This window comes from Polaromonas sp. P1_F8, assembly GCF_056405635.1.
In genome coordinates this window covers 1-20,237 of the sequence record NZ_JBFUBS010000008.1, presented here as the reverse complement: position 1 = coordinate 20,237, position 20,237 = coordinate 1, and the positions used below count along the sequence as shown (strand labels likewise).

Below are 20,237 nucleotides of genomic sequence, written 5' to 3'. Positions count from 1 at the left end.
CTTCTGGAGACCCGACATGCAAGGACCCTGTACCTCTCTGCCCGGCCTTGACCGCGAACACCGCGCCCTGCTCGCCCAGTATGGCGAGATCCAGAAACGCTGCAGCACGGTGATTGCCGCGCAGGCCGCAGAAATCTCGCGCCTGCAATCCCAGGCGGTGCGCCTGCGCGCGGTGGCGATGGTGCGGGAGACAGCGCTGGCCTGGGAGCGTGAAGACCGGCAGGCTGTGGAGGCGGCCATCCCCGGCCTGCCCAAACGGCTGACGCTGGCGCGCCGGGTGGAGTGGCTGATGGGCCGTGTCCATGATTTGCAGGGTTTGGTGCGGGAACGCCTGGGCCGGCAAAAGAACGCGGCGGCCCCGCAGGCCGCCACCACGCTGGCGGCGGCTTTATCAGCATCGCAAGCCACAGCCGCCCTGCATGAAAAGTCGGTGCTGTGCGTGGGCGAGCAAGGCGCCGGCACTACCGCAGCACGGCGCGTTGTTGAAATGGCTGGCGGGCACTTTTTGCACCATGCGGGTGACGATCTGCAGGACGCAGCCGCACTGGAGGCCAGCCTGGTCGCTGCCGACCTGGTGATCTGCCAGACCGGTTGCGTGAGCCACGACGCCTACTGGCGCGTGCAGGACCACTGCCGGCGCACCGGCAAGCAGTGTGTGCTGGTCGGCCAGCCGCAGGCCATGCAGTTCGTGCGCAGCCGGCAGGCGCCTGGCCTGTCAATCACGCCAGAAGCCGAAGATTGCAAGCCAAAAACGGCTCGAGCCCTTTAAGGACGAGCGCGAGCAGCTATTGATTTAATAGCAAATCTTGCTGATATCACTGCAGCTCGAACTCCCCGCCACGCGCAATCGCACGCTGGTAGGCGGGCCGGGCATGGATGCGTGCCAGGAAATCCATCAGCTTCGGCCGGCTCTCGTTCAGCCCGCCGCGCGCGGCGGCCGCCTCCAGCGGAAAGCTCATCTGGATGTCTGCGCCGCTGAACTCGGCGCCGGCAAACCAGTCGCTTTGGCCCAATGACATTTCCAGGTAATCCAGGTGCTGCCGTAGTTGCGGCTCGATAAAGGTCTTCTTGACCTTGCCGGCGATGGCGCGGGCAATCGGCTTGACAAAAAACGGCATGGGCGAGTTCTCTACCTTGTCGAACACCAACTTGAGGAGCAGCGGCGGCATGGCCGAGCCTTCGGCGTAATGCAGCCAGTAGGTGTAGCGCAGGTGCGCCGGCGTGCCGGCCTCGGGCGCCAGGCGGCCGGCGCCGTAGCGCGCCACCAGGTATTCAATGATGGCGCCCGACTCGGCCAGCGTGAACTCACCATCGGTGATCACCGGTGACTTTCCCAGCGGATGCACCGCGCGCAGTGAAGGCGGCGCCAGCATGGTTTTGGGGTCGCGCTGGTAGCGCTGGATTTCATAGGGCAGGCCCATCTCTTCCATCAGCCAGAGGATGCGTTGCGAGCGGGAATTGTTGAGGTGGTGCAAGGTGATCAAGGGCGGCTCCATAAGACACAGCGCTGATGGTAGGCCATGGACTGCTGGCTTCAAGCTCCGGCGGTGACAGGGAGAAGACCTGAAAAGGGGAACGCGGCACCCCAAACCTGACAGCCGGAAGTTTCAGGAACTTCTGGTTACAGCATGCACCAGCATGGCAGGCAGGCACGGCTTCTTCAGCACCAGAACCATGCATTTTGTACACAATCTAGTCATAGATCGCATACAAAGCTGGCACAAGCCTTGCACAGAAGGTTGGCATGAACGCTCTTGCCAGCCCGCCCCCTGCCGCCATTGAAGCCATTGCGCTGACCAAACGGTACGCGCAGCAAGACAAGCCAGCGGTTGACGGCATCAACCTGCGCATTGCCAGCGGCAGCTACTGCTGCCTGCTCGGGCCTTCGGGCTGCGGCAAAAGCACGACGCTGCGCATGATGGCGGGCCACGAGTCCGTCACCAGCGGCGACATCCTGCTGGAAAACCGCAACATCACCGACCTGCCTGCCGCCGGCCGCGGAACGGCCATGATGTTTCAGAGCTTTGCGCTGTTTCCGCACCTTTCAGCGCTCGACAACGTGGCCTTCAGTTTGAAGATGAAAGGCGTGGACAAGGCGGCCCGCCGCCAGCAGGCCAAAGACTTGCTGGAGCGGGTCGCGATGGGCCACCTGGCAGAACGCAAGCCGGCTGAGCTTTCGGGCGGGCAGCAGCAGCGCGTGGCGCTGGCGCGCGCGCTGATCACGCAGCCGCGCGTGCTGCTGCTCGATGAGCCGCTGTCGGCGCTGGACCCTTTCCTGCGCATCCAGATGCGCGCCGAGCTGCGGCGCTGGCAAAAAGAGCTGGGGCTGACTTTCATCCACGTCACGCACTCGCAGGAAGAGGCCATGGCACTGGCCGACACCATGGTGGTGATGAACCACGGGTTGATCGAGCAGGTGGGCTCGCCGCATGAAATCTACAACCGCCCCGCGAGTGAGTTTGTGGCGCGCTTCATGGGCGGGCACAACGTGCTGGACACCCCCGCCGGCAAGATCGGCGTGCGCACCGACCACATGCAGATCACCCCGGCCGGCCAGGCCGCGCCCGACGCGCCGCACAACCGGCGCGCCGTGGTGACCGACGTCGAATACCAGGGCCCGTATGTGCTGCTGGGCCTGCAAAACCCGGGCGTTTCACCGACGGCCCACACCACCGCCGAGTTGTCGGTGATGGTGCCCGAGGCGACGTTTGCGGCCCGGCCTTATGCGCCGGGTGACAGCGTGCAGCTGTCATGGGCGCCCGAGGCGGCGCACACGCTGCAGACCGCCCCTCCTGCCGTCATTAGTGCCTGACACCCGGATTACCGAGTTTTTACCCGTCCCTTCGCAAGAAGATTTTTACCCAAGCCACCAGGAGTTTTCACCATGTCCGACGCTCTTCCTGATCAAAAAGACACCGCCACCGACACCTCTGTGGGCGGCGTGCCGCGCCGCGCTTTGCTCAAGGGCACGGCCGGCATTCTGGCCACGGGCCTGTTCCCCGCCGTGCACGCGCAGGAAAAAATCGTACTGCGTTACCTGGGCACCGCGGTGAACCAGGACAAGGCGATTGCCGAGAAGTTCAAGGCCGACACCGGCATCACGATTCAGTATGTGGCCGTCACCACCGACGACGTGACCAAGCGCGCCGTGACCGCACCCAACAGCTTTGACCTGATCGACACCGAATACTTTTCGCTGAAAAAGATCGTGCCCACCGGCAACCTCAAGGGCATTGACACCAAGCGCATCAAGAACGCCGACAAGATCACCACGCTCTTCACCACCGGCACCGTGGCCGGCAAGGCCGTGGGCGACCAGGGCACCGCGCCCAAGAAGGTGATTTACCTCGAAGGCGAAAAAAGCAAGGTCTTCGCCAAAAGCCCGACTCAGTTCATGTCGCTCATTCCCACGGTCTACAACGCCGACACGCTGGGCATACGCCCCGACCTGATCAAGCGCCCCATCAGCTCCTGGGCCGAGCTGCTGAACCCCGAGTTCAAGGGCAAGGCGGCCATCCTGAACATTCCGTCGATCGGCATCATGGACGCCGCCATGGTGGTGGAAGCCAAGGGCATCTACAAGTACCCGGACAAGGGCAACATGACCAAGAAGGAGATCGACCTGACGATCGCCACCCTGATTGAAGCCAAGAAGGCCGGCCAGTTCCGCGCGCTGTGGAAAGACTTCAATGAGTCGGTCAACCTGATGGCCTCGGGCGAAGTGGTGATCCAGTCGATGTGGAGCCCCGCCGTGACGGCCGTGCGCACCAAGGGCATCGCCTGCAACTTCCAGCCGCTCAAAGAAGGCTACCGCGCCTGGGCAGCGGGCTTCGGCCTGCCCGCCACGCTGTCGGGCAAGAAGCTGGACGGTGCGTATGAGTTCATCAACTGGTTCCTCGACGGCTGGGCCGGCGCGTATCTGAACCGCCAGGGTTATTACAGCGCCGTGCTGGAAACCGCCAAGGCCAAGATGGAAGCCTATGAGTGGGCCTACTGGATGGAAGGCAAGCCGGCTTCGCAGGACATCAAGAGCCCCAACGGTGATGTGCTGGCCAAGACCGGCGCGGTGCGCGACGGCGGCAGTTATGAAGCGCGCATGGGCGGCATCGCTTGCTGGAATGCGGTGATGGATGAGAACAATTACATGGTCCAGAAATGGAATGAGTTCGTAGCTGCCTAAAAATCGGCACACCCCTGTTGACGCTCACTTCGTGTAGCGTCCTCTCCCCTTGCAGGGGACGACACTTGCGGCCCGGCAAAGCCGGTTCCGCGGTGTCCTGGAACAGGCTTCGCTTCGCTTGCCCTTGGTAGCTCATTTTTTTACTTTTGGATATTTATGAGTGCTCCTGCAGTTGCTGCGCATTCCGCTCCGGCCAAGGTGCCGGGGCGCAGCCTTGCGGCCTGGTGGCAGGCTACGCCGTTGACGGCGGTGTTTGTGGTGTTCTTTCTGGTTCCGTTGGCGCTGGTGTTGATGGTCAGCTTTTGGGATTTCAATGAATATGAGTTGCTGCCCGGTTTTACGCTGAAGAACTACTTCGCCATCTTTGAAGGTTGCGGCAATACGTCTGAGCTGTGCGTCACCTTCAAGACTTATTTGTCGACGTTCAAATTCAGTTTCCTGGTCTGGCTGATCACGCTGGTGACTGGTTTCACGGTGTCGTACTTTCTGGCTTTTTATGTGCGCTCGCAAAGCGTGCAGACGCTGCTGTTTGTGCTGTGCACGATCCCGTTCTGGACGTCCAACGTGATCCGCATGATCTCGTGGGTGCCACTCTTGGGCCGCAATGGCCTGGTGAACCAGAGCCTGACGGGCCTGGGCATCGTGAACCAGCCCGTGGAGTGGCTGCTGTTTTCTGATTTTTCGGTGGTGCTGGCGTTTGTGCACCTCTACACCATGTTCATGATCGTGCCGATCTTCAATTCAATGATGCGCATAGACCGCAGCCTGATCGAAGCGGCCAATGACAGCGGTGCCTCGGCCTGGCAAACGCTGTGGAACGTCATCGTGCCGCTGTCGCGCACGGGCATCATCATCGGTTCGATTTTTGTCATCACCATCGTGATGGGAGATTTCGTGACCATCGGCGTCATGGGCGGCCAGCAGATCGCGTCTATCGGCAAGATCATCCAGGTGCAGACGTCTTACCTGCAGTTTCCGCTGGCGGCGGCCAATGCGGTGATCCTGCTGGCCATCGTGCTGATGATCATCTGGGCGCTGACCCGCTTGGTCGACATCCGGAAAGAGCTCTGAATGACCAACGACAAACGCCCCGCCGGCTTCTGGTTTCTCGCCGCATTCTTTGCGCTGTTTGTACTGTTTCTCTATGGCCCGATGTTTGTCATCGTGGTGCTGAGTTTTCAGGGGCCTGAAGGCGGGCTGACGTTTCCGCTGCGCGGCGTGTCGCTGCACTGGTTTTACAAGCTGGCCGAAGGGCTGGGTGTGGTCGACATCGGCGCGGCGCTCAAACGCTCATTGGGCCTGGGCCTGGCCGTGATGGCTTTCACGGTGGTGCTGTCGGTGCTGGCCGGCCTGGCCTTTCGCAAGAAGCTCGCGGGCGGCAACACGCTGTTTTTTGTGGTGGTGGCCAGCCTGATCATGCCGTCCATCATCGTGTCGCTGGGTATTGGCCTGGAGTTTCGCCTGCTCGACACCGGCGTCAAGAAAGCACTGGAGGCTTTCGGCATGGCCGATGCGCTGGAAGGGTATGGCACGTCGCTGGGGCTCTTCACCTCGGCGCTGGGCGCGCACCTGACCTGGACGCTGCCCTTTGGCCTCTTGATCATGTTCGCGATTTTCAACCGCTTCAACCCGGCTTATGAAGAAGCCGCGCGCGACCTGGGCGCCACGCCGTGGCAGGGTTTCCGGCATGTGGTGCTGCCGCTGATTGCGCCGTCGGTGGTGGGCATCGGCATGTTTGGTTTTACCCTGAGCTGGGACGAAATCGCCCGCACCTCGCAGGCCATCGGCGACGTGAACACCCTGCCGCTGGAGCTGCAGGGGCTGACCACCACCGTCACCACGCCGTCCATTTATGCTCTGGGTACCGTCACCACTGTGGTGTCGTTGCTGGTCATGGCGCTGGCCCTGGGCCTGGCCTGGTGGCTGGGCCGCCGGCAAAAGAAAGGCACCCGATGAGCGAGGCAACGCCCGTAACCCAGGCACCCCCCCTGACCGACAGCGAAATGTATGAGCGCGTGATCTCGGCCATCCTGGACCACCGCCTGCCGCCGGGCACCAAGCTGGTCGAAGACAAGCTGGCCGGTGCCTTCGGCGTGTCGCGCACGCGCATACGCCCGGTGCTGGTGCGCCTGGCCAATGAACAGGTCGTCACCCTCATCCCCAACCGCGGGGCCACCGTGGCCCAGCCCACCGAGCAGGAGGCGCGCGAAGTCTTCGAGGTGCGCCGGCTGATTGAACCCACGCTGGTGGAGCTGTTCATTGCCAAGGCGAGCGAGGCCGACATGCAACAGCTCAAACGCTGCATCGACGACGAGGAAGCCGCGCGCCTGGCCGGCGACATGCACCGCGCGATCCGCCTGTCGGGCGACTTTCACCTGCAGATCGCCGAACGCGCGGGCCACCAGACGCTGGGCCGCATCCTGCGCGAGCTCACCTCGCGCACGTCGCTGATTTTGATGACCTACAGCACATCCCACAAGGACAGCCGCGACGAAGCCGCCGCCTGCGGCTGCCGTGAGCACCGCAAGCTGCTTGACGCGATTCGCCTGCGCGACGTCCAGGAAGCCGCGCGCCACATGCGCGAGCACCTGACGCGGCTGGAGTCGCAACTGCAGTTCACGCCGCCGGCGGATGACGCGCCTGATCTGTCTACGCTGTTCAGTTGATCAGAGGTGAATGCCTAACCATGCGTCGACTGCTGGTCATTAATCCAAACACGTCGCTTTCGGTCAGCGCGCTGTTGCAAACCCATGTGCAAACGGCCGCCGGTCTGCATGTGAACGTGCACACCGTCACCGCCCGGTTCGGTGCGCCCTATATCTCGGATGAAGCCAGCTATGCCGTCGCCTCCCACGCCACGCTGGACGCCTGGGCCGCTGCGCTGGCCGGCACAGGTGAAACGGGTGGCGCACCAGAAACACCTGATGCGGTGCTGATCGGCTGCTTTGGCGACCCCGGCCTGCTGGCGTTGCGCGAAAGCAGCCCGGTGCCGGTCACCGGCCTGGCCGAAGCAGCGTTTATCGAGGCGGCGCGCCACGGACGCTTTGCCATCGTCACCGGGGGCGAACGCTGGGGCCCGATGCTTCAGCGGCTGGCCCAGGCGCTGGGCCATGCGCCTTCGCTGGCCGGCATCCACACCGTCGCGCCGACCGGGGCACAGCTTGCGGCGGACCCCACCGCCGCGCGCACCCTGCTCGCCCAGGCCTGCCGCGACGCGGTGCGCCAGCTGGGCGCGCAGGCCGTCATTCTGGGGGGTGCAGGCCTGGCAGGCATGGCCGCGGCCCTGCAACCCGGGGTGAGCGTGCCGTTGATCGACAGCGTGCTGGCCGGCGCCCACTGGGCCCTGCGCAGCCATGCGCCGCCACCGCAGCGCAGCCAGCCGGGCTTCGACGTGCCATGGGAGAAACTCTCGCCGGAGCTCACTGCTTTGGGGCTTTAAGGCTGTAGCCCAATAAAAACGGGCGCGAGCAGCTATATATTTCATAGCAACCAATCGTTTCAAGATTAGTGGCGTGAATCAGGTCAGGCTGAAAACGCTATTAAATTCATAGCTGCTCGCGCCCGTTTTTATTGGGCTAGCGGCCTGAAACATCTCAAAACCGCCTTCAGTGCAAAGGCATCGCGCGCACGCGCAAAGCGAGCCTCCTGGGGCCAGGGAGATTGCGCCCGGCCTGCACCATTACCCCGCAAAGCCTAAAATGGCTCAGTGACTCCCAAAAACATCCTGAATGCCGACCTGCACTGCCACTCTGTGGTGTCAGACGGCACGCTGACACCGGAGGCACTGGCCGAGCGGGCCAAGGCCAACGGGGTCGAACTCTGGGCCCTGACAGACCACGACGAAATAGGCGGCCAGCACCGCGCCGCCGCCGCTGCCAAAGCGCAGGGCATGCACTACCTCACCGGCACCGAGGTGTCCGTTACCTTCGCGGGGCAAACAGTCCACATCGTCGGACTGGGTTTCGACGCCAACGACCCTGCGATGCAACAAGGCCTGCGCAATACCCGCGGCGGCCGTGAACAGCGCGCCATGGAGATGTCGGACTCGCTGGCCAAGGTCGGCATCATGGGGGCTTACGAAGGCGCGCTGAAGTTTGTCGGCAACCCCGAGCTCATTTCACGCACGCACTTTGCCCGTTTCCTGGTGGAATCCGGCGTGTGCCGCGAAACGCCTGAGGTCTTTCGCAAATACCTGACCGAAGGCAAGCCTGGCTATGTGCCGCACCGCTGGGCCAACCTGCGCGACGCCGTCACCTGGATCACCGAAGCCAAGGGCATTGCCGTGATTGCGCACCCGGGCCGCTACAAGTTCACCCCCAACGAGGAATACGCCTTGTTCACCGAGTTCAAGTCCCATGGCGGGCGTGGCGTGGAGGTTGTCACTGGCAGCCACACGCCGCAGGAATACCTCAGGTACGCCGAAACGGCCAAAGAGTTCGGCCTGGCCGCCTCGCGCGGCAGCGACTTCCACAGCCCCGACGAAAGCCACACCGACCTGGGCACCCTGCCCTTTCTGCCGGGCGAACTGACACCGGTGTGGGAGCTGCTGGCGGACCGCATCCAGTGATGGCCGGCCCCGCGAACAACACCTCGCACGTTCCGACCGGCATTGCGCTTTTGGTAGCCGCAGTGGCCTGCTTCGCGATTCTGGACACCACCACCAAATTCATTTCCGCCGGTGTGCCGCTGTTGATGGCCCTGTGGTTTCGCTACGCCTTCCAGGCCGTTGCTACCACCGTGGCTGTACTACCGTCGCGCGGCTGGTCTGTGCTGCGCACTGCACACCCGAAATTCCAGTGCCTGCGCGGTGTACTGTTGCTGTGCAGCAGCATGCTGGCGTTTTTCAGCCTGAAGCACATGCCGGTCGGCGAGTTCACGGCCATCGTCATGATCACGCCGCTGGTCATCACGCTGCTGGCATCCCTCACCCTGGGAGAGCGGGTGTCGTGGTTGCGCTGGGCGCTGGTCATTGGCGGGTTTGCCGGCACGCTGATCATCATCCGGCCCGACGGCGACGACTTCACCTGGGCCATGCTGCTACCACTGGGGCTTGTGGTCACCAACGCCTGGTTCCAGATCCTGACCAGCCGCCTGGCGCGCACCGAAGACCCCTTCACCATGCACTTTTATACCGGCTGGGTCGGCACGCTGGTGGCTTCGCTGGCCCTGCCCTTTGTCTGGACCTGGCTGGACGCCTGGACGCTGTGGGCCGGCCTTTGCCTGATGGGCTTCCTGGGAACGGTGGGCCATTTCATGATGATCCTGGCGTACGGCCGCGCGCCGGCGTCGACCCTCACGCCCTTTCTGTATGCGCAGATCGGCTTTGCCATGATTGGCGGCTGGCTGGCGTTTTCGCATGTGCCTGATCTTTGGTCCATGGTGGGCATGGCCATGATCGCCGTTTGCGGGGCAACCGGCGCGTGGCTCGCCGTGCGCGACAGCCGGGTCGCCATTGAGCCGGTTGAGTCTTGAATTCGGCATACCCGGACAACATCCAAGCCACCTGAGTCACCATGTCCCAGTTTTTTGAAGTTCACCCCGAGAACCCGCACACGCGCCTGCTCAAGCAGGCCGTGGCGCTGCTGGAGCGCGGCGGCATTGCGGCCGTGCCGACCGACTCCAGCTATGCCCTGGTATGCCACCTCGACGACAAGGCCGCGGCCGACAGCCTGCGCCGTATCCGCGGCGTTGACGACAAGCATCACCTCACCCTGCTCTGCCGCGACCTGAGCGAGCTGGCCAACTACGCGCGGGTCGACAACAAGCAGTTCCGGCTGCTCAAAGCCGCCACGCCCGGCCCCTACACCTTCATCCTCGAAGCCAGCAAGGAAGTGCCGCGCCGCGTGAGCCATCCGTCGCGCAAGACCATAGGCCTGCGCGTGCCCGAACACAAGGTGCTGCAGGCGCTGCTGGAGCTGCATGGCGCGCCGCTGCTGGCCACCACGCTGATTCCGCGGGGCGGCACCGAGCCGCTGAATGATGCGCACGAGATCCGCGAGCTGCTGGAGCATGAACTGGCCGCCGTGATCGACGCAGGCGCCTGCCACCAGGAGCCGACCACCGTGATCGACCTGACGGCCATGGGCGACGGCGGCGAGCCTGTCGTGGTGCGGCAGGGCCGGGGTGATGTGGCCAGATTAGGCCTATAACGTGCCGAATGGAACGCGGTCAACACACACGCCCCTTCAAGCATGAGCCGCGGGACTGGCTTTGCCAGACCGCAGGCGGGCGGCCCCCTCGGGGGGCAGGGAGCTACACGAAGTGAGCGACCGTGGGGGCGATAATCAGGCATGGACTTTTCCGATCTGATTCAAACAGTCGCGATTTACGCGCTGCCCGTGTTGTTCGCCATCACCGTGCACGAAGCCGCGCACGGCTATGTCGCCCGCTACTTCGGCGACAACACCGCCTGGATGTTGGGCCGCGTCACGCTCAACCCCGTCAAACACATCGACCCGGTCGGCACCATCCTGATGCCACTGCTGCTGTATATCGCCACATCGGGCACTTTCCTGTTCGGCTATGCCAAGCCGGTGCCTGTGCAATTCGGAAATTTGCGCAACCCCAAGCGCGACATGATCTGGGTGGCGCTGGCCGGGCCCGGCGTGAACCTGCTGCAGGCATTGCTTTGGGGCGTCCTGTTTTACTTCCTTGCAGGCGCCGACATCACAGAGCCGTTTTTCATCAAGATGTGCCAGGCAGGCATCCTGGTCAACGTTGTGATGTTCGTCTTCAACCTGTTTCCGCTCCCTCCGCTGGACGGCGGCCGCGTGCTGGTCGGCCTTCTGCCCTACAAGCAGGCCATGCTGGTGTCGCGCATCGAACCCTGGGGCTTTTTTATCGTGATGGGGCTGGTGATTTCGGGCGTCATCAGCAACCTCTGGATGCGCCCCTTGATGGACGTAACCTTTACCGTGATCCAAACCGTTTTGACGCCGTTGGCGATGCTGGTGAAATGATGACAAATAAACAAGCCGGCGCCGGCGCTTCCACTACCCGTTTCCTCACCGGTATCACCACCACCGGCACGCCCCACCTGGGTAACTATGTCGGCTCGATCCGGCCGTCGGTCCAGGCCAGCTTTCGCGATGATGTCCGCAGCTTTTATTTCCTGGCCGACTATCACGCGCTGATCAAATGCGACGAGCCCGCGCGCATCCAGCAATCCACACTCGAGATCGCGGCCAGCTGGCTGGCCGCCGGGCTGGACCCGGAGCGCGTGACGTTCTATCGCCAGTCCGACATCCCCGAAATCCCCGAACTCACCTGGCTGCTAACCTGCGTGACGGGCAAGGGCGTGCTCAACCGTGCCCATGCCTACAAGGCCTCTGTCGACAAGAACGAGGCGGCCGGCAACGACCCTGATGCCGACGTCACTGCCGGCCTCTTCATGTACCCGGTGCTGATGGGCGCGGACATTTTGATGTTCAAGACGCACAAGGTGCCGGTGGGGCGCGACCAGATCCAGCACATCGAAATGGCGCGCGACATGGCCCAGCGCTACAACCACCTTTACGGCGAGCACCTGGTGCTGCCCGAAGCGGTGGTGGAGGAATCGGTCGCGCTACTCCCCGGGCTGGACGGACGAAAGATGAGCAAGAGCTACGACAACACGATTCCGCTTTTCACCCCACGCGAACAGATGCGAAAGCTGATCGCCGGCATCCTCACCGATTCACGCGCACCGGGCGAGCCCAAGGAAGTCGAGGGCTCGGCGCTGTTCCAGATTTACCAGGCCTTTGCGAGCGCCGACGAAACGCAGGCTCTGCGCAAGGCCTATGCCGAAGGCATTGCCTGGGGCGATGCCAAACAGCTGCTGTTCGAGCGCATTGACCGTGAAGTCGCACCCATGCGTGAGCGATACCACGACCTCATCAGCGACCCGGCAAAGATCGAGGCGACCTTGCAAGCGGGTGCGCAGAAGGCGCGCGCGGAGGCCACGCCTTTCATGGGCGAGTTGCGTCGCGCCGTTGGCTTGCGCAACCTCGCGACAAAACCGGCAGGCGCGTCGAAAGGGAAGTCAGTCAAAAGTGTTGCTCCGGCCTTCAAACAATACCGCGAGAAGGACGGCCAGTTCTATTTCAAGCTGCAGGATGCTGATGCCAAGGTGCTTCTGCAGAGCCAGGGCTTTGAATCTCCCCGTGATGCCGCGCTGCTGATTTCCACCCTGCAGAACGAAGGGGCCGGCGCGCTTGCTGCACTGCAAGATAAGCTTCAAATCCTGCCCGGTATCGAGGCGGCCGAGGTGGAAACGGCGCTACGTTTCTTTGCACCTGTAACCCCCTGAGTTGCGGGATTAAGCAATTTGGGCCAGGGGCTTTAGCCGTACGCGGCGGCTCTCAACAGAATCACATTGGTACGAAAGACTTATTCATTGTTGTTTTGGGGTATTACCACCCTGAAAAAATACCGCAATTTCAAGTTTATTAGTGCCCCAAAGTTGACATTCACCAGTTATGCTCGATAGCTGACAGGAACGATACTTCAGACGTGAACTAATGAGTATTTTTGTAATAGATGACCATCCGCTGATGCGCGAAGCGGTTGTCATGTTGATTCGCCGCCTTAGCAGCAAGGCCACTGTGACCGAGCTGGACCGGCTCGCCGCGGTAATGCCTGCCGTGCAGCAACACGGTGTCCCCGAACTCATCTGCCTCGACTTGAGGTTGCCTGACACCAATGGTGTTTCGGGCGTGCGTGAGCTCAAACACCAATTCCCCAACGTGCCCTTGGTAGTGCTGTCGGCCGCGCCGGCCCAGGACTACGAGGACTTGTCCATCGAGGCAGGTGCCGATGCCTACATCCAGAAGTCTGCGGGGGCCACCGAGATATCGAACGTCCTGCGCGTCTTCCTGAGCGAAGAACTCGACCCGGAGCCATCCACCCCGACGGAAAAACTGTCAAAGCGGCAAAAGCAGTTGCTGGTCATGCTCGACAAGGGCATGAGCAACCGCGACATCGCCGAAGAGCTGCAGATCAGCGAGCACACGGTGAAAGTGCATTTGTGGCGGCTGTTCCGGCGCCTGAATGTCAAGAGCCGCTCGCAGGCCAGCCACCTGGCGCGCACCCAGGGCTTGCTCTAACAACGTCGGGCAACACCGGGCCGGGTCACTGGCCCGGCGTGCGCAACTCTACCCAGAAGACACTGCCACGCCCGCTCCTGGAAGCAAGCCTCACAGGATGCCCCAGCGCCTCGCTCAGGCGCGAAACGATGGCCAGGCCCAACCCAAAACCTTCTTCGGTACCCTGCAGGGGAATCCGGTAGAACTCCTGAAAGATCGCCTTCTGGTGTTCTTTCGCGATGCCCACACCGGTGTCCCATATCTCGATGCATGGGACTCCGCGCCGCCGGCGCACAGCCAGCAGCACACCGCCTCGATGCGTGTTGCGCAGCGCGTTCGACAACAGGTTGCCGACCAGCCGCTGAAGCAGTACAGGGTCGGACCTTACCTGTCCCACCGCAGGGCGGATCCTGAGGCGCAGGTTGCGCTCCCGCGCGAAGGGTGCGTATTGCGCCTCCAGATCCTGCACCAGCCCCGCCAGGTCTACGGTCTGCAGGTTAACCCGCAGTGGGCTGGACTCCAGCCCCGCCAGATCGAAGAGGGAGTTGAACAGGTCGTTGACCGCCTTGGTGGACCGGACGATCTTGGGTGCTATCTGCGCCACGAATTCTGGCTCGGCGGCCAGCCAGCCGGCGTACAGGTCCAGGGCATGCACCGGCTGGCGCAGGTCATGCGCGGCGCTGGCGATAAAGCGGTTCTTGATCTCGATGGCCTCAAGGGCAGCACGGCTTTTTTCAGTCAACGATTTGATCAGTTCGGAGTTGTCGTACTGCAGTTCGAGATTGGCACGCTGCACCTGGTGAAAGCGCTGGCCGGACACGCGAATGACCACCCAGTAAATCACGATCAGCACCACCATGCCCCAGGTATTGAACGTGGAAGAAATTCCTCTTTCCAGCATCAGCTGGTAGAAAAATACCGTCAGGGTGGAAATGCCCAGGCCGTTCACATAGCCTTTGAAGCAGGGGAGCCAGGAGGAAAAGGTGCCCACCGCAAACCCGGCCATTCCGACCAGGACGATCATGCCGAGGAACTGGTCATAGACGGGCGCTTTGAGGAAGTACACAAACATCGATGCACCCCAGACCATGGCACTCATGGGCCACGTCCACGTGTAGCGCGCCATGAATGCGCGCAACGCAGGGCCGCTGACGCCCACCAGGGAACGTTGGTAGATGCCGATGACACGGTACCGCACCAGGGTCACCAGCGTCGCCGCCGTTGCCCAGATGCCCAGACTGAGCAGGTCTACATGGCGGTAAAGAATCGCCACCATGGACACGATCAGGACCAGCGCGGAATGCAGGGCCGGGCGGGCATACCGCATGAAGATATGGATCAGCCGCATTTCCACCCAATCCTCGCGCGAGATATCTGGCGCGCCCTGGATAGGCCGGATCGCTGTGGGGTGGTCCATGGAATGCGAGTTTACGTCGCATCCGGGGGCGCAATGCCATCAGCGGCGCACGCCTGTTGCGTTGCGGTCTAGGGACTTACGCTCAGTTAAAAGTCACGCCGGCCCAACGCACGCGGCCAAGCACGGCAAAATCCCGGTCCGTACTTTCGTAGCCCTGGATGTCAAACGGTTCATACGCCGGGTTGTAGCTGCTGACGCGCAATATCTTGCCGGGCAGGCGCTGCAGTTTTTTGACCAGCAAGGCGCCGTCAAGCCGTACCATGTGCATGCCCTCGGTCAGGGCATCGCGATCCCGCAAGTCAGTCAGCACTGCGTCCCTGGAATGCAGCCACGGCTCCATGGAGGCGCCCGCCACCGTGGACATGACAATGTCGTTATGGTCAATGCCCAGGTCATACCGGATGAACTGCACATCAAAGGGACGCATCGCCACGACCGACCCAAGGTCGTTGAATACGTCCCGGCCCGGCGAAGCGCGGAGGTCAAACAGGGGCGCATAGACAAACGTGCCGGTCTCGACCGCGCGCACGTCGCGCGCCACTGCCGCAGCAGCCCGGGTTTCGTCTGGAGCTTCCCGGCCCAGTAGCTGCCCGGGCGTCAACCGGTATTCCCTGGCGAGTACTTCCAGCTCGAACGCATCCGGCAGGCTGTCGCCACGCTCTATGTTCCAGATGGTGTTGCGGTGAACCCCGACCGTAGCCGCAACCTCATTGATTTCCCTTGTGCCCCGGGCCATGCGGCAGCGCTGGCCAAACTGGCGCATGAAAACCGACCTGGCTTCGGTTCGCACTGACCTGGCACTCGCCTTGTCGACGGCTGCTGCGGCCTCATGCAGGTACCACGCAACAGGCTCTTCCGCCTTGACCGGCGTTACTGCGGTAAAGGAATAGTGCTGGAGCTTGCCAGATGAGCCAGAACCGCCCTCCCCCGATGCTGCTTCTTTTGTGTTCATGAACACTATTTTGTTCCCCCAAGCACAAAATGAGCAAACATAACACTCATTTAATTGGTAAAAAATACAATAAAAGTAGCACAAATTGAAACAAGCAGAAAAAAATGTTTGACTTGGCTTGTTTTGTACTCAAAATATTAGATATGAGCACAATTAAATCGACACCCGCACAGGAAGATATGCACCCCGCCGATGTCATTGCTGCCCTCCGCAAACGCGGTACCAGTCTTCGAAAAATTGCCATGGAAAACGGTTACAGCCACATACAACGCGTGCTGACCAGCCCCTGGCTGGCAGCCGAGCAGCTCGTGGCTCGCGCCCTCGACAAAAGACCCGAGGATCTCTGGCCGTCGCGCTACCTCAATCCCGCCAGCCGGGCGCTGGCCTTTCAGCAAACGCGCAAGATCACGGTCACCATGCCGCACCAGCGCAATCAGGCTCAGCGCAAACTGGCACATGAGCTGACCGCCAACAACGCCCTCACGGATGGGCCTCCGTGCTCCCAACCGTAAAACATCATCAGAGCGCCTGAGCGAGATCGCGATCAATCATGGGCGACCTTATCACCCACGATGTACGCGCCCTGTGGTTGCGGTTGCGCGCCACCGGCGGTTGGTGGACGCTGGCCTCGCTTCTCCCTCACTGGAAACCCACGTACGAACCCAACGATGTCCAGCAAGCCATGGACATGCTGGAAGCGGGCGGCTTTGTGGAAAGCCGCCACCAGACCAGCCGGCTGAGCTACAGCGTCACCCCCGATTGCCAAACTCTGCCCGGCCTTGAGCCGGACCAGGAACCCGCCACCCAGACGGTGACTAAATGGGCCGATTGGCCCATCCGCCGATGGGTTGACTGGCAGGCAGCCAGAAATGAATTCATCGAAAGACGAATGGCCGGCGCCGCGCTACGGCGGCCACCTCATCCACACCGACACGACATCCAGTCAACCCGATCACAAAGGAATCACATGCTGCTATCCAGCACCGGAATCAAGTTACGCGTTCATCTACGTACCCACGACGGTGAAAACGTCTTTGTAGAACTGGAAAACGAAGACATCGAGAAAGCGGCAATGGCCAAAGCCAGCGTGACCGAAGCCGAAGTTCATCCCATCAGGATGATGTGCGTTGAATTTGTGCAGGCGATGACCAGCCCATTAAACAGCGGCGACCGCCTGAAAGCGTAACCGTAGCCTGGAAAGCCTTCCATCCTTCGCCGGTACTGTCCTGAGGGGGCCACCGACGCCGTTGCGGCAGCCGCCGCCTCTGCCAGGCGCAGCGGCAGTGACAGTCACCAGCACCGCGCATCCGTGCCGTCAGCGTGAGCAGCAGCAAACCCAAAAAACCACAGCAGCATGAGCGCATGGAACGGTTTCATGGCGCCAGCCTTGTCACATATCGTGACATGTGCCTCTGCAAACATCTCCTCTAATTGAAGGATGTGATATTCATCGAAATATAGGAAAGTGCACAGGTAAAGCGTGGTCGGTGCAATATGGCGTGATTTTTTGCACCAATTACTTACTACAGGTCCGCACTGCTTCGCTTCAGTGGGCCTCCATGAAATGTCCCATTTGAAGAGGGTACGTCATGTCACAAAAATTTCCTGACGCAGACAGCACGACCAACCGCATCAGCCTGACTAATCCGCGCGTCGTGGAGGCGTGGTGCTCCGAGTTGAAATGCACAGAGTATGAATTGCGTGTGGCGGTCTATGCGGTAGGCAGCGAACCCGATGAGATCCGCAGTTATTTTCATCGCAGCAGAGACACCTGCCAGCAATGATTACGAGCTGAGGCATAGCCGTCAGTGTCGGAAGCCTTTCCGGGTTTCCCTTCCACCACTACCTTGCAGTCCATCACCAACTCTTGCGCGGCGTGATCGTTGCGGAAATAGACTTTGGCGCCAAAATTTTCGCCAAACTGGGTGGTGTCGGTAGCCGCTGGGCTGCGCCACAGGTGATTCTCAGTCCCTGCTGCACTCCTGCACCTTGGTCACCGGCGCCGGCCCTCCGTCCCTGAAGGTGATGACTAGCTTGCAAGACTTCGGGCCGTCGGCAAACAACTTCACAAGATATTTTTCACCGGCTTTCGGAATGACGGCTTGCGCGGCAACTTCGCAGCGTGAGCCTGGGTAATACACAGACGTTGCCATCGCCCCGACACCGGTAGGCATCGTCTGCGGGCGGATATGCCATCCGCCAAAAATCACAAACTGCTGATCGGGCGGCGCCGAGACCTTCCAGATCGTCTTGCTGTCTTCGCTGCGCAGATAGGAGTCTGGCTGCTGAAGGTAGGGCACCGTGTCGTAGTCAGTGCAGCGGTTGCTGTCAGGGTTGCGGTACTTCGCGATGAAGCCGGTGTTGACGCCGAACTCCGACTGAAATTCAAACTCCGGATCGGTCGGCGACGCGGCTACATATTTATAGCTTGGTTTGGGGTAGGTGGTACAGGCGGAGAGCAGCGCAACCCCTGCAAAAACCACCAAAATTCTGAGGTTGGTGTTAGCTTCCTTTTTCATTCTGGTGTTGCCTACTTGGTTTAATCGTCGCTATTAAAGCGTCATTCTTGGCGCGCGCACGTCGAGCACCAATGGCTCGAACATGTACTCACTGTTGAATTGCGCTGCAGCCTGACCCAGTCTTTCCATAAACTCTTGACCCGCTTCTCCGCTCACGATGGTGATATGACTCTTAGGTTCCCACTGCTCTTCCTTTAGACCGGTCGATAGAGCATAAATGGCTCAGCTTTGAATGGAAATTTAGCTCCACCCTGATCACATTTCGGCGAAATTCAACACCAATTTGAATATCACCTGACATAGTTATCCAATCGGAGATTTCAACTCCGCCTCCCCATTAACTCCCCTTGGGGGCATGCCGACTTTCATCAGCGGTGGAAAGCTGTATTTGCTCAGGCAGCAACGCAAGCTGCCCAACAGTCCGGCCCATCGCATCACAAAATTCAACTTCATATGCTACGACCGGTGATTCGTATACCTCGACTACCGTCCCCAACATGCCAGCACGCAGACCCTCTTCAGGAATATCGTTAAGCAATGTAACTACATCAAAAATTGAAAAAATCATGACATTTCCTACTTCACATATGCAGTTGCAAGTCTAGGTACTGTGGTTCCCGGATCAAGTACCCAGCCAGTTCTCACCAAGGCGGTTTTGCCATTTGGACCAGTTATCGACATGTCCACCGTAAACCGCGGTCCGAACTGATCGGCTTTACCCATCACCGCCGGATTTTTCAAAACTCCTTCTTGAAATTTCCCCATCAACTGATCGGCATTGGACTGGTTGTACCCTAAAGCCGATTCAAAGACTCTCGCCTTATCTCCTCCAACAGGATGCTGCGGGTTCAATGCGTAGGCGGTGAACTTATTTGGATCAATTACCGCTTTTGCTGCATTGGGCAGCGCGCCCTTAACTGCAGTAACCGCATTACCTGCGTTGCTGGCAGTTGCCCCGATAGCAGCAGCACCAGCGGTATTCGCAAATGCAGTCCAGACCCCCAGATCACTTTGTGCTGCACCGATACGCGCGGTCAGCCCAACCATGTCGATGTTGTCTATCGTATGGCGCGCGCCTTCATATCTATCGACAGCGCCGTCATCTGCGCGAGTGAACCAGCCACGCAAGATGTATCGCCGATAGCGCACTGGTCATACATCTTCATGACGTTTATGGACGTCAGCACGGTTTCCGTGCGATCACTCGTCAAGCGGTCATAGCGGGTCTTAACGCCCTGCTCACAGGTATCTATCGTCCGGCAAGCTGCGATCTCACGGTTCTTGGCGTCCAGTTCCGTTTTGTTGAGCCCGCCTATTCCTTTGGCGTCGAGCGAATTTAGCTGATCCAGGCGCCGATCAGCATCGGTGTAGGTGAAGAGTTCCGTGTTCTGCAACAGGGCGATTTCGGCGGCGTACTCTTTACCGCGCGCTTCCTGGGCAACCAGGTCTTGCTTAACTGGATCACCATCGGCTTTGCCCGCTGAGCAATGGGTTAAATAGCAAGCTGCATCGGCCAGCTTCTTCTCGCGCTCCGCATCCCCTTTTGCCAATTCCTTGATCTTGGCCTTTTCATTCTCATGCAACAAACGGTTGTTAACCGTAGCGTTGTTTGCAATCAGGGTGCCTGAACCAGCTCCATTGGCGCCTCCCGTTGCCGCACCAATCGCAGCGCCTGCCAACGTTGAACTCGCAATCAACAGCGTGTTGAATTCCTGGTTGGGCGTGCCATCCTGGTTGTAGCGTGGGATGCCTTGTTCTTTCAGGTAAGCCTCGATAATCGGCAGCAATTGTTCGTTCAGCGCACCTGTAACAGCGCCGCTCAACGCGCTAGTGCCCGCCACCTTGGCTTGTATCACCCCGGCCATTCCATGCAACACGGTCTTCTGCCAGCTGCCCTCCGGCCACTTGTTTTTCACCGCCAGGTCGCCAATGGCGTTGGTGATGACGGCGCCGATGTATTGCGCAGCCTGGGCGTTCTCTTTGGCCTTTTGCTGCTGGACCTGCAGTTCCTGCGCTTGCTGCAGGGTCAGGGTGTTCTTCAACGCGCCGTTGGCCGTTGACGCGTCTCGGCTTGTCAGGGTGGCGACGTTTTCTTCACTTCTTCACT

23 protein-coding genes are annotated in these 20,237 nt (G+C 60.7%); 16 read left to right on the top strand and 7 right to left on the bottom strand.

Annotation, left to right across the window (positions count from 1 at the left end):
• The first annotated feature begins 16 nt into the window (after positions 1-16).
• Positions 17-769: a DUF2325 domain-containing protein gene (locus AC1D1J_RS20485; RefSeq protein ID WP_477695719.1), complete on the top strand. Its 753-nt coding sequence runs from the start codon at positions 17-19 to the stop codon at positions 767-769.
• A gap of 46 nt (positions 770-815) precedes the next feature.
• Here the strand turns inward: AC1D1J_RS20485 and AC1D1J_RS20480 are convergent, their stop codons facing one another.
• Positions 816-1,484 (bottom strand): glutathione S-transferase, encoded by a 669-nt coding sequence (locus tag AC1D1J_RS20480; RefSeq protein ID WP_477695718.1) that lies wholly within the window; start codon positions 1,482-1,484, stop codon positions 816-818.
• Between the two features lie 260 nt (positions 1,485-1,744).
• Here AC1D1J_RS20480 and AC1D1J_RS20475 point away from each other — a divergent pair, with 260 nt between their 5' ends.
• The 12 genes from AC1D1J_RS20475 (at position 1,745) to AC1D1J_RS20420 (ending at position 13,263) form a co-directional block, all read left to right on the top strand.
• Positions 1,745-2,812 carry an ABC transporter ATP-binding protein gene (locus AC1D1J_RS20475; RefSeq protein WP_477695717.1) on the top strand — a complete coding sequence of 356 codons (1,068 nt, stop codon included), beginning with the start codon at positions 1,745-1,747 and terminating at the stop codon, positions 2,810-2,812.
• A gap of 72 nt (positions 2,813-2,884) precedes the next feature.
• Positions 2,885-4,180 carry an ABC transporter substrate-binding protein gene (locus AC1D1J_RS20470; protein WP_477695716.1) on the top strand — a complete coding sequence of 432 codons (1,296 nt, stop codon included), beginning with the start codon at positions 2,885-2,887 and terminating at the stop codon, positions 4,178-4,180.
• A 156-nt stretch (positions 4,181-4,336) separates the two neighbouring features.
• On the top strand, positions 4,337-5,251 hold the full coding sequence (locus AC1D1J_RS20465; RefSeq protein WP_477685951.1) for an ABC transporter permease: 915 nt from the start codon (positions 4,337-4,339) through the stop codon (positions 5,249-5,251).
• Positions 5,252-6,136: an ABC transporter permease gene (locus AC1D1J_RS20460; RefSeq protein WP_477695715.1), complete on the top strand. Its 885-nt coding sequence runs from the start codon at positions 5,252-5,254 to the stop codon at positions 6,134-6,136.
• On the top strand, positions 6,133-6,846 hold the full coding sequence (locus AC1D1J_RS20455; protein WP_477695714.1) for a GntR family transcriptional regulator: 714 nt from the start codon (positions 6,133-6,135) through the stop codon (positions 6,844-6,846). Before AC1D1J_RS20460 ends, AC1D1J_RS20455 begins: the two co-directional genes overlap by 4 nt.
• A 20-nt stretch (positions 6,847-6,866) precedes the next feature.
• Positions 6,867-7,619, top strand: coding sequence for an aspartate/glutamate racemase family protein (locus tag AC1D1J_RS20450; RefSeq protein ID WP_477695713.1), 753 nt, complete (start codon positions 6,867-6,869; stop codon positions 7,617-7,619).
• Positions 7,620-7,886: 267 nt separating this feature from the next.
• Complete coding sequence (locus AC1D1J_RS20445; protein WP_477648054.1) at positions 7,887-8,747, top strand: 3',5'-nucleoside bisphosphate phosphatase; 861 nt, start codon at positions 7,887-7,889, stop codon at positions 8,745-8,747.
• Entirely contained in the window at positions 8,747-9,652 is a 906-nt protein-coding gene (locus AC1D1J_RS20440) for a DMT family transporter (RefSeq protein WP_477695712.1), read from the top strand. The genes AC1D1J_RS20445 and AC1D1J_RS20440 overlap by 1 nt, the downstream gene beginning before the upstream one ends.
• 41 nt (positions 9,653-9,693) lie before the next feature.
• On the top strand, positions 9,694-10,329 hold the full coding sequence (locus AC1D1J_RS20435; RefSeq protein WP_477685956.1) for an L-threonylcarbamoyladenylate synthase: 636 nt from the start codon (positions 9,694-9,696) through the stop codon (positions 10,327-10,329).
• Positions 10,330-10,470: 141 nt separating this feature from the next.
• On the top strand, positions 10,471-11,139 hold the full coding sequence (locus AC1D1J_RS20430; protein WP_477685957.1) for a site-2 protease family protein: 669 nt from the start codon (positions 10,471-10,473) through the stop codon (positions 11,137-11,139).
• Positions 11,136-12,467: a tryptophan--tRNA ligase gene (locus AC1D1J_RS20425; protein WP_477685958.1), complete on the top strand. Its 1,332-nt coding sequence runs from the start codon at positions 11,136-11,138 to the stop codon at positions 12,465-12,467. Before AC1D1J_RS20430 ends, AC1D1J_RS20425 begins: the two co-directional genes overlap by 4 nt.
• Before the next feature lie 211 nt (positions 12,468-12,678).
• Positions 12,679-13,263 (top strand): response regulator transcription factor, encoded by a 585-nt coding sequence (locus tag AC1D1J_RS20420; RefSeq protein WP_457279564.1) that lies wholly within the window; start codon positions 12,679-12,681, stop codon positions 13,261-13,263.
• A 25-nt stretch (positions 13,264-13,288) separates the two neighbouring features.
• Here the strand turns inward: AC1D1J_RS20420 and AC1D1J_RS20415 are convergent, their stop codons facing one another.
• Both AC1D1J_RS20415 and AC1D1J_RS20410 read right to left on the bottom strand, forming a co-directional pair.
• Positions 13,289-14,659 carry a sensor histidine kinase gene (locus AC1D1J_RS20415; RefSeq protein ID WP_477685959.1) on the bottom strand — a complete coding sequence of 457 codons (1,371 nt, stop codon included), beginning with the start codon at positions 14,657-14,659 and terminating at the stop codon, positions 13,289-13,291.
• Positions 14,660-14,741: 82 nt separating this feature from the next.
• Positions 14,742-15,611 (bottom strand): XRE family transcriptional regulator, encoded by an 870-nt coding sequence (locus tag AC1D1J_RS20410; RefSeq protein WP_477695711.1) that lies wholly within the window; start codon positions 15,609-15,611, stop codon positions 14,742-14,744.
• A 143-nt stretch (positions 15,612-15,754) separates the two neighbouring features.
• On the opposite strand from AC1D1J_RS20410, the gene AC1D1J_RS20405 reads away from it, so the two are divergent.
• From AC1D1J_RS20405 to AC1D1J_RS20395, 3 genes are all read left to right on the top strand, one after another.
• Positions 15,755-16,123, top strand: coding sequence for a helix-turn-helix domain-containing protein (locus AC1D1J_RS20405; RefSeq protein ID WP_477685961.1), 369 nt, complete (start codon positions 15,755-15,757; stop codon positions 16,121-16,123).
• A 170-nt stretch (positions 16,124-16,293) separates the two neighbouring features.
• Complete coding sequence (locus tag AC1D1J_RS20400; RefSeq protein WP_477695710.1) at positions 16,294-16,797, top strand: hypothetical protein; 504 nt, start codon at positions 16,294-16,296, stop codon at positions 16,795-16,797.
• A 403-nt stretch (positions 16,798-17,200) separates the two neighbouring features.
• Positions 17,201-17,395 (top strand): DUF3606 domain-containing protein, encoded by a 195-nt coding sequence (locus tag AC1D1J_RS20395; protein WP_477685963.1) that lies wholly within the window; start codon positions 17,201-17,203, stop codon positions 17,393-17,395.
• A gap of 180 nt (positions 17,396-17,575) precedes the next feature.
• Here AC1D1J_RS20395 and AC1D1J_RS20390 read toward each other — a convergent pair whose 3' ends face one another.
• The 4 genes from AC1D1J_RS20390 to AC1D1J_RS20375 form a co-directional block, all read right to left on the bottom strand.
• Complete coding sequence (locus tag AC1D1J_RS20390; RefSeq protein WP_477695709.1) at positions 17,576-18,130, bottom strand: hypothetical protein; 555 nt, start codon at positions 18,128-18,130, stop codon at positions 17,576-17,578.
• A gap of 337 nt (positions 18,131-18,467) precedes the next feature.
• On the bottom strand, positions 18,468-18,698 hold the full coding sequence (locus AC1D1J_RS20385; protein WP_477695708.1) for a DUF4926 domain-containing protein: 231 nt from the start codon (positions 18,696-18,698) through the stop codon (positions 18,468-18,470).
• An 8-nt stretch (positions 18,699-18,706) separates the two neighbouring features.
• Entirely contained in the window at positions 18,707-19,177 is a 471-nt protein-coding gene (locus AC1D1J_RS20380) for a DUF6883 domain-containing protein (protein WP_477695707.1), read from the bottom strand.
• Between the two features lie 11 nt (positions 19,178-19,188).
• The gene (locus AC1D1J_RS20375; protein WP_477695706.1) at positions 19,189-20,172 is read right to left on the bottom strand and encodes a hypothetical protein; all 984 of its coding nucleotides are present in this window, start codon (positions 20,170-20,172) and stop codon (positions 19,189-19,191) included.
• Between the last annotated feature and the right edge of the window lie 65 nt (positions 20,173-20,237).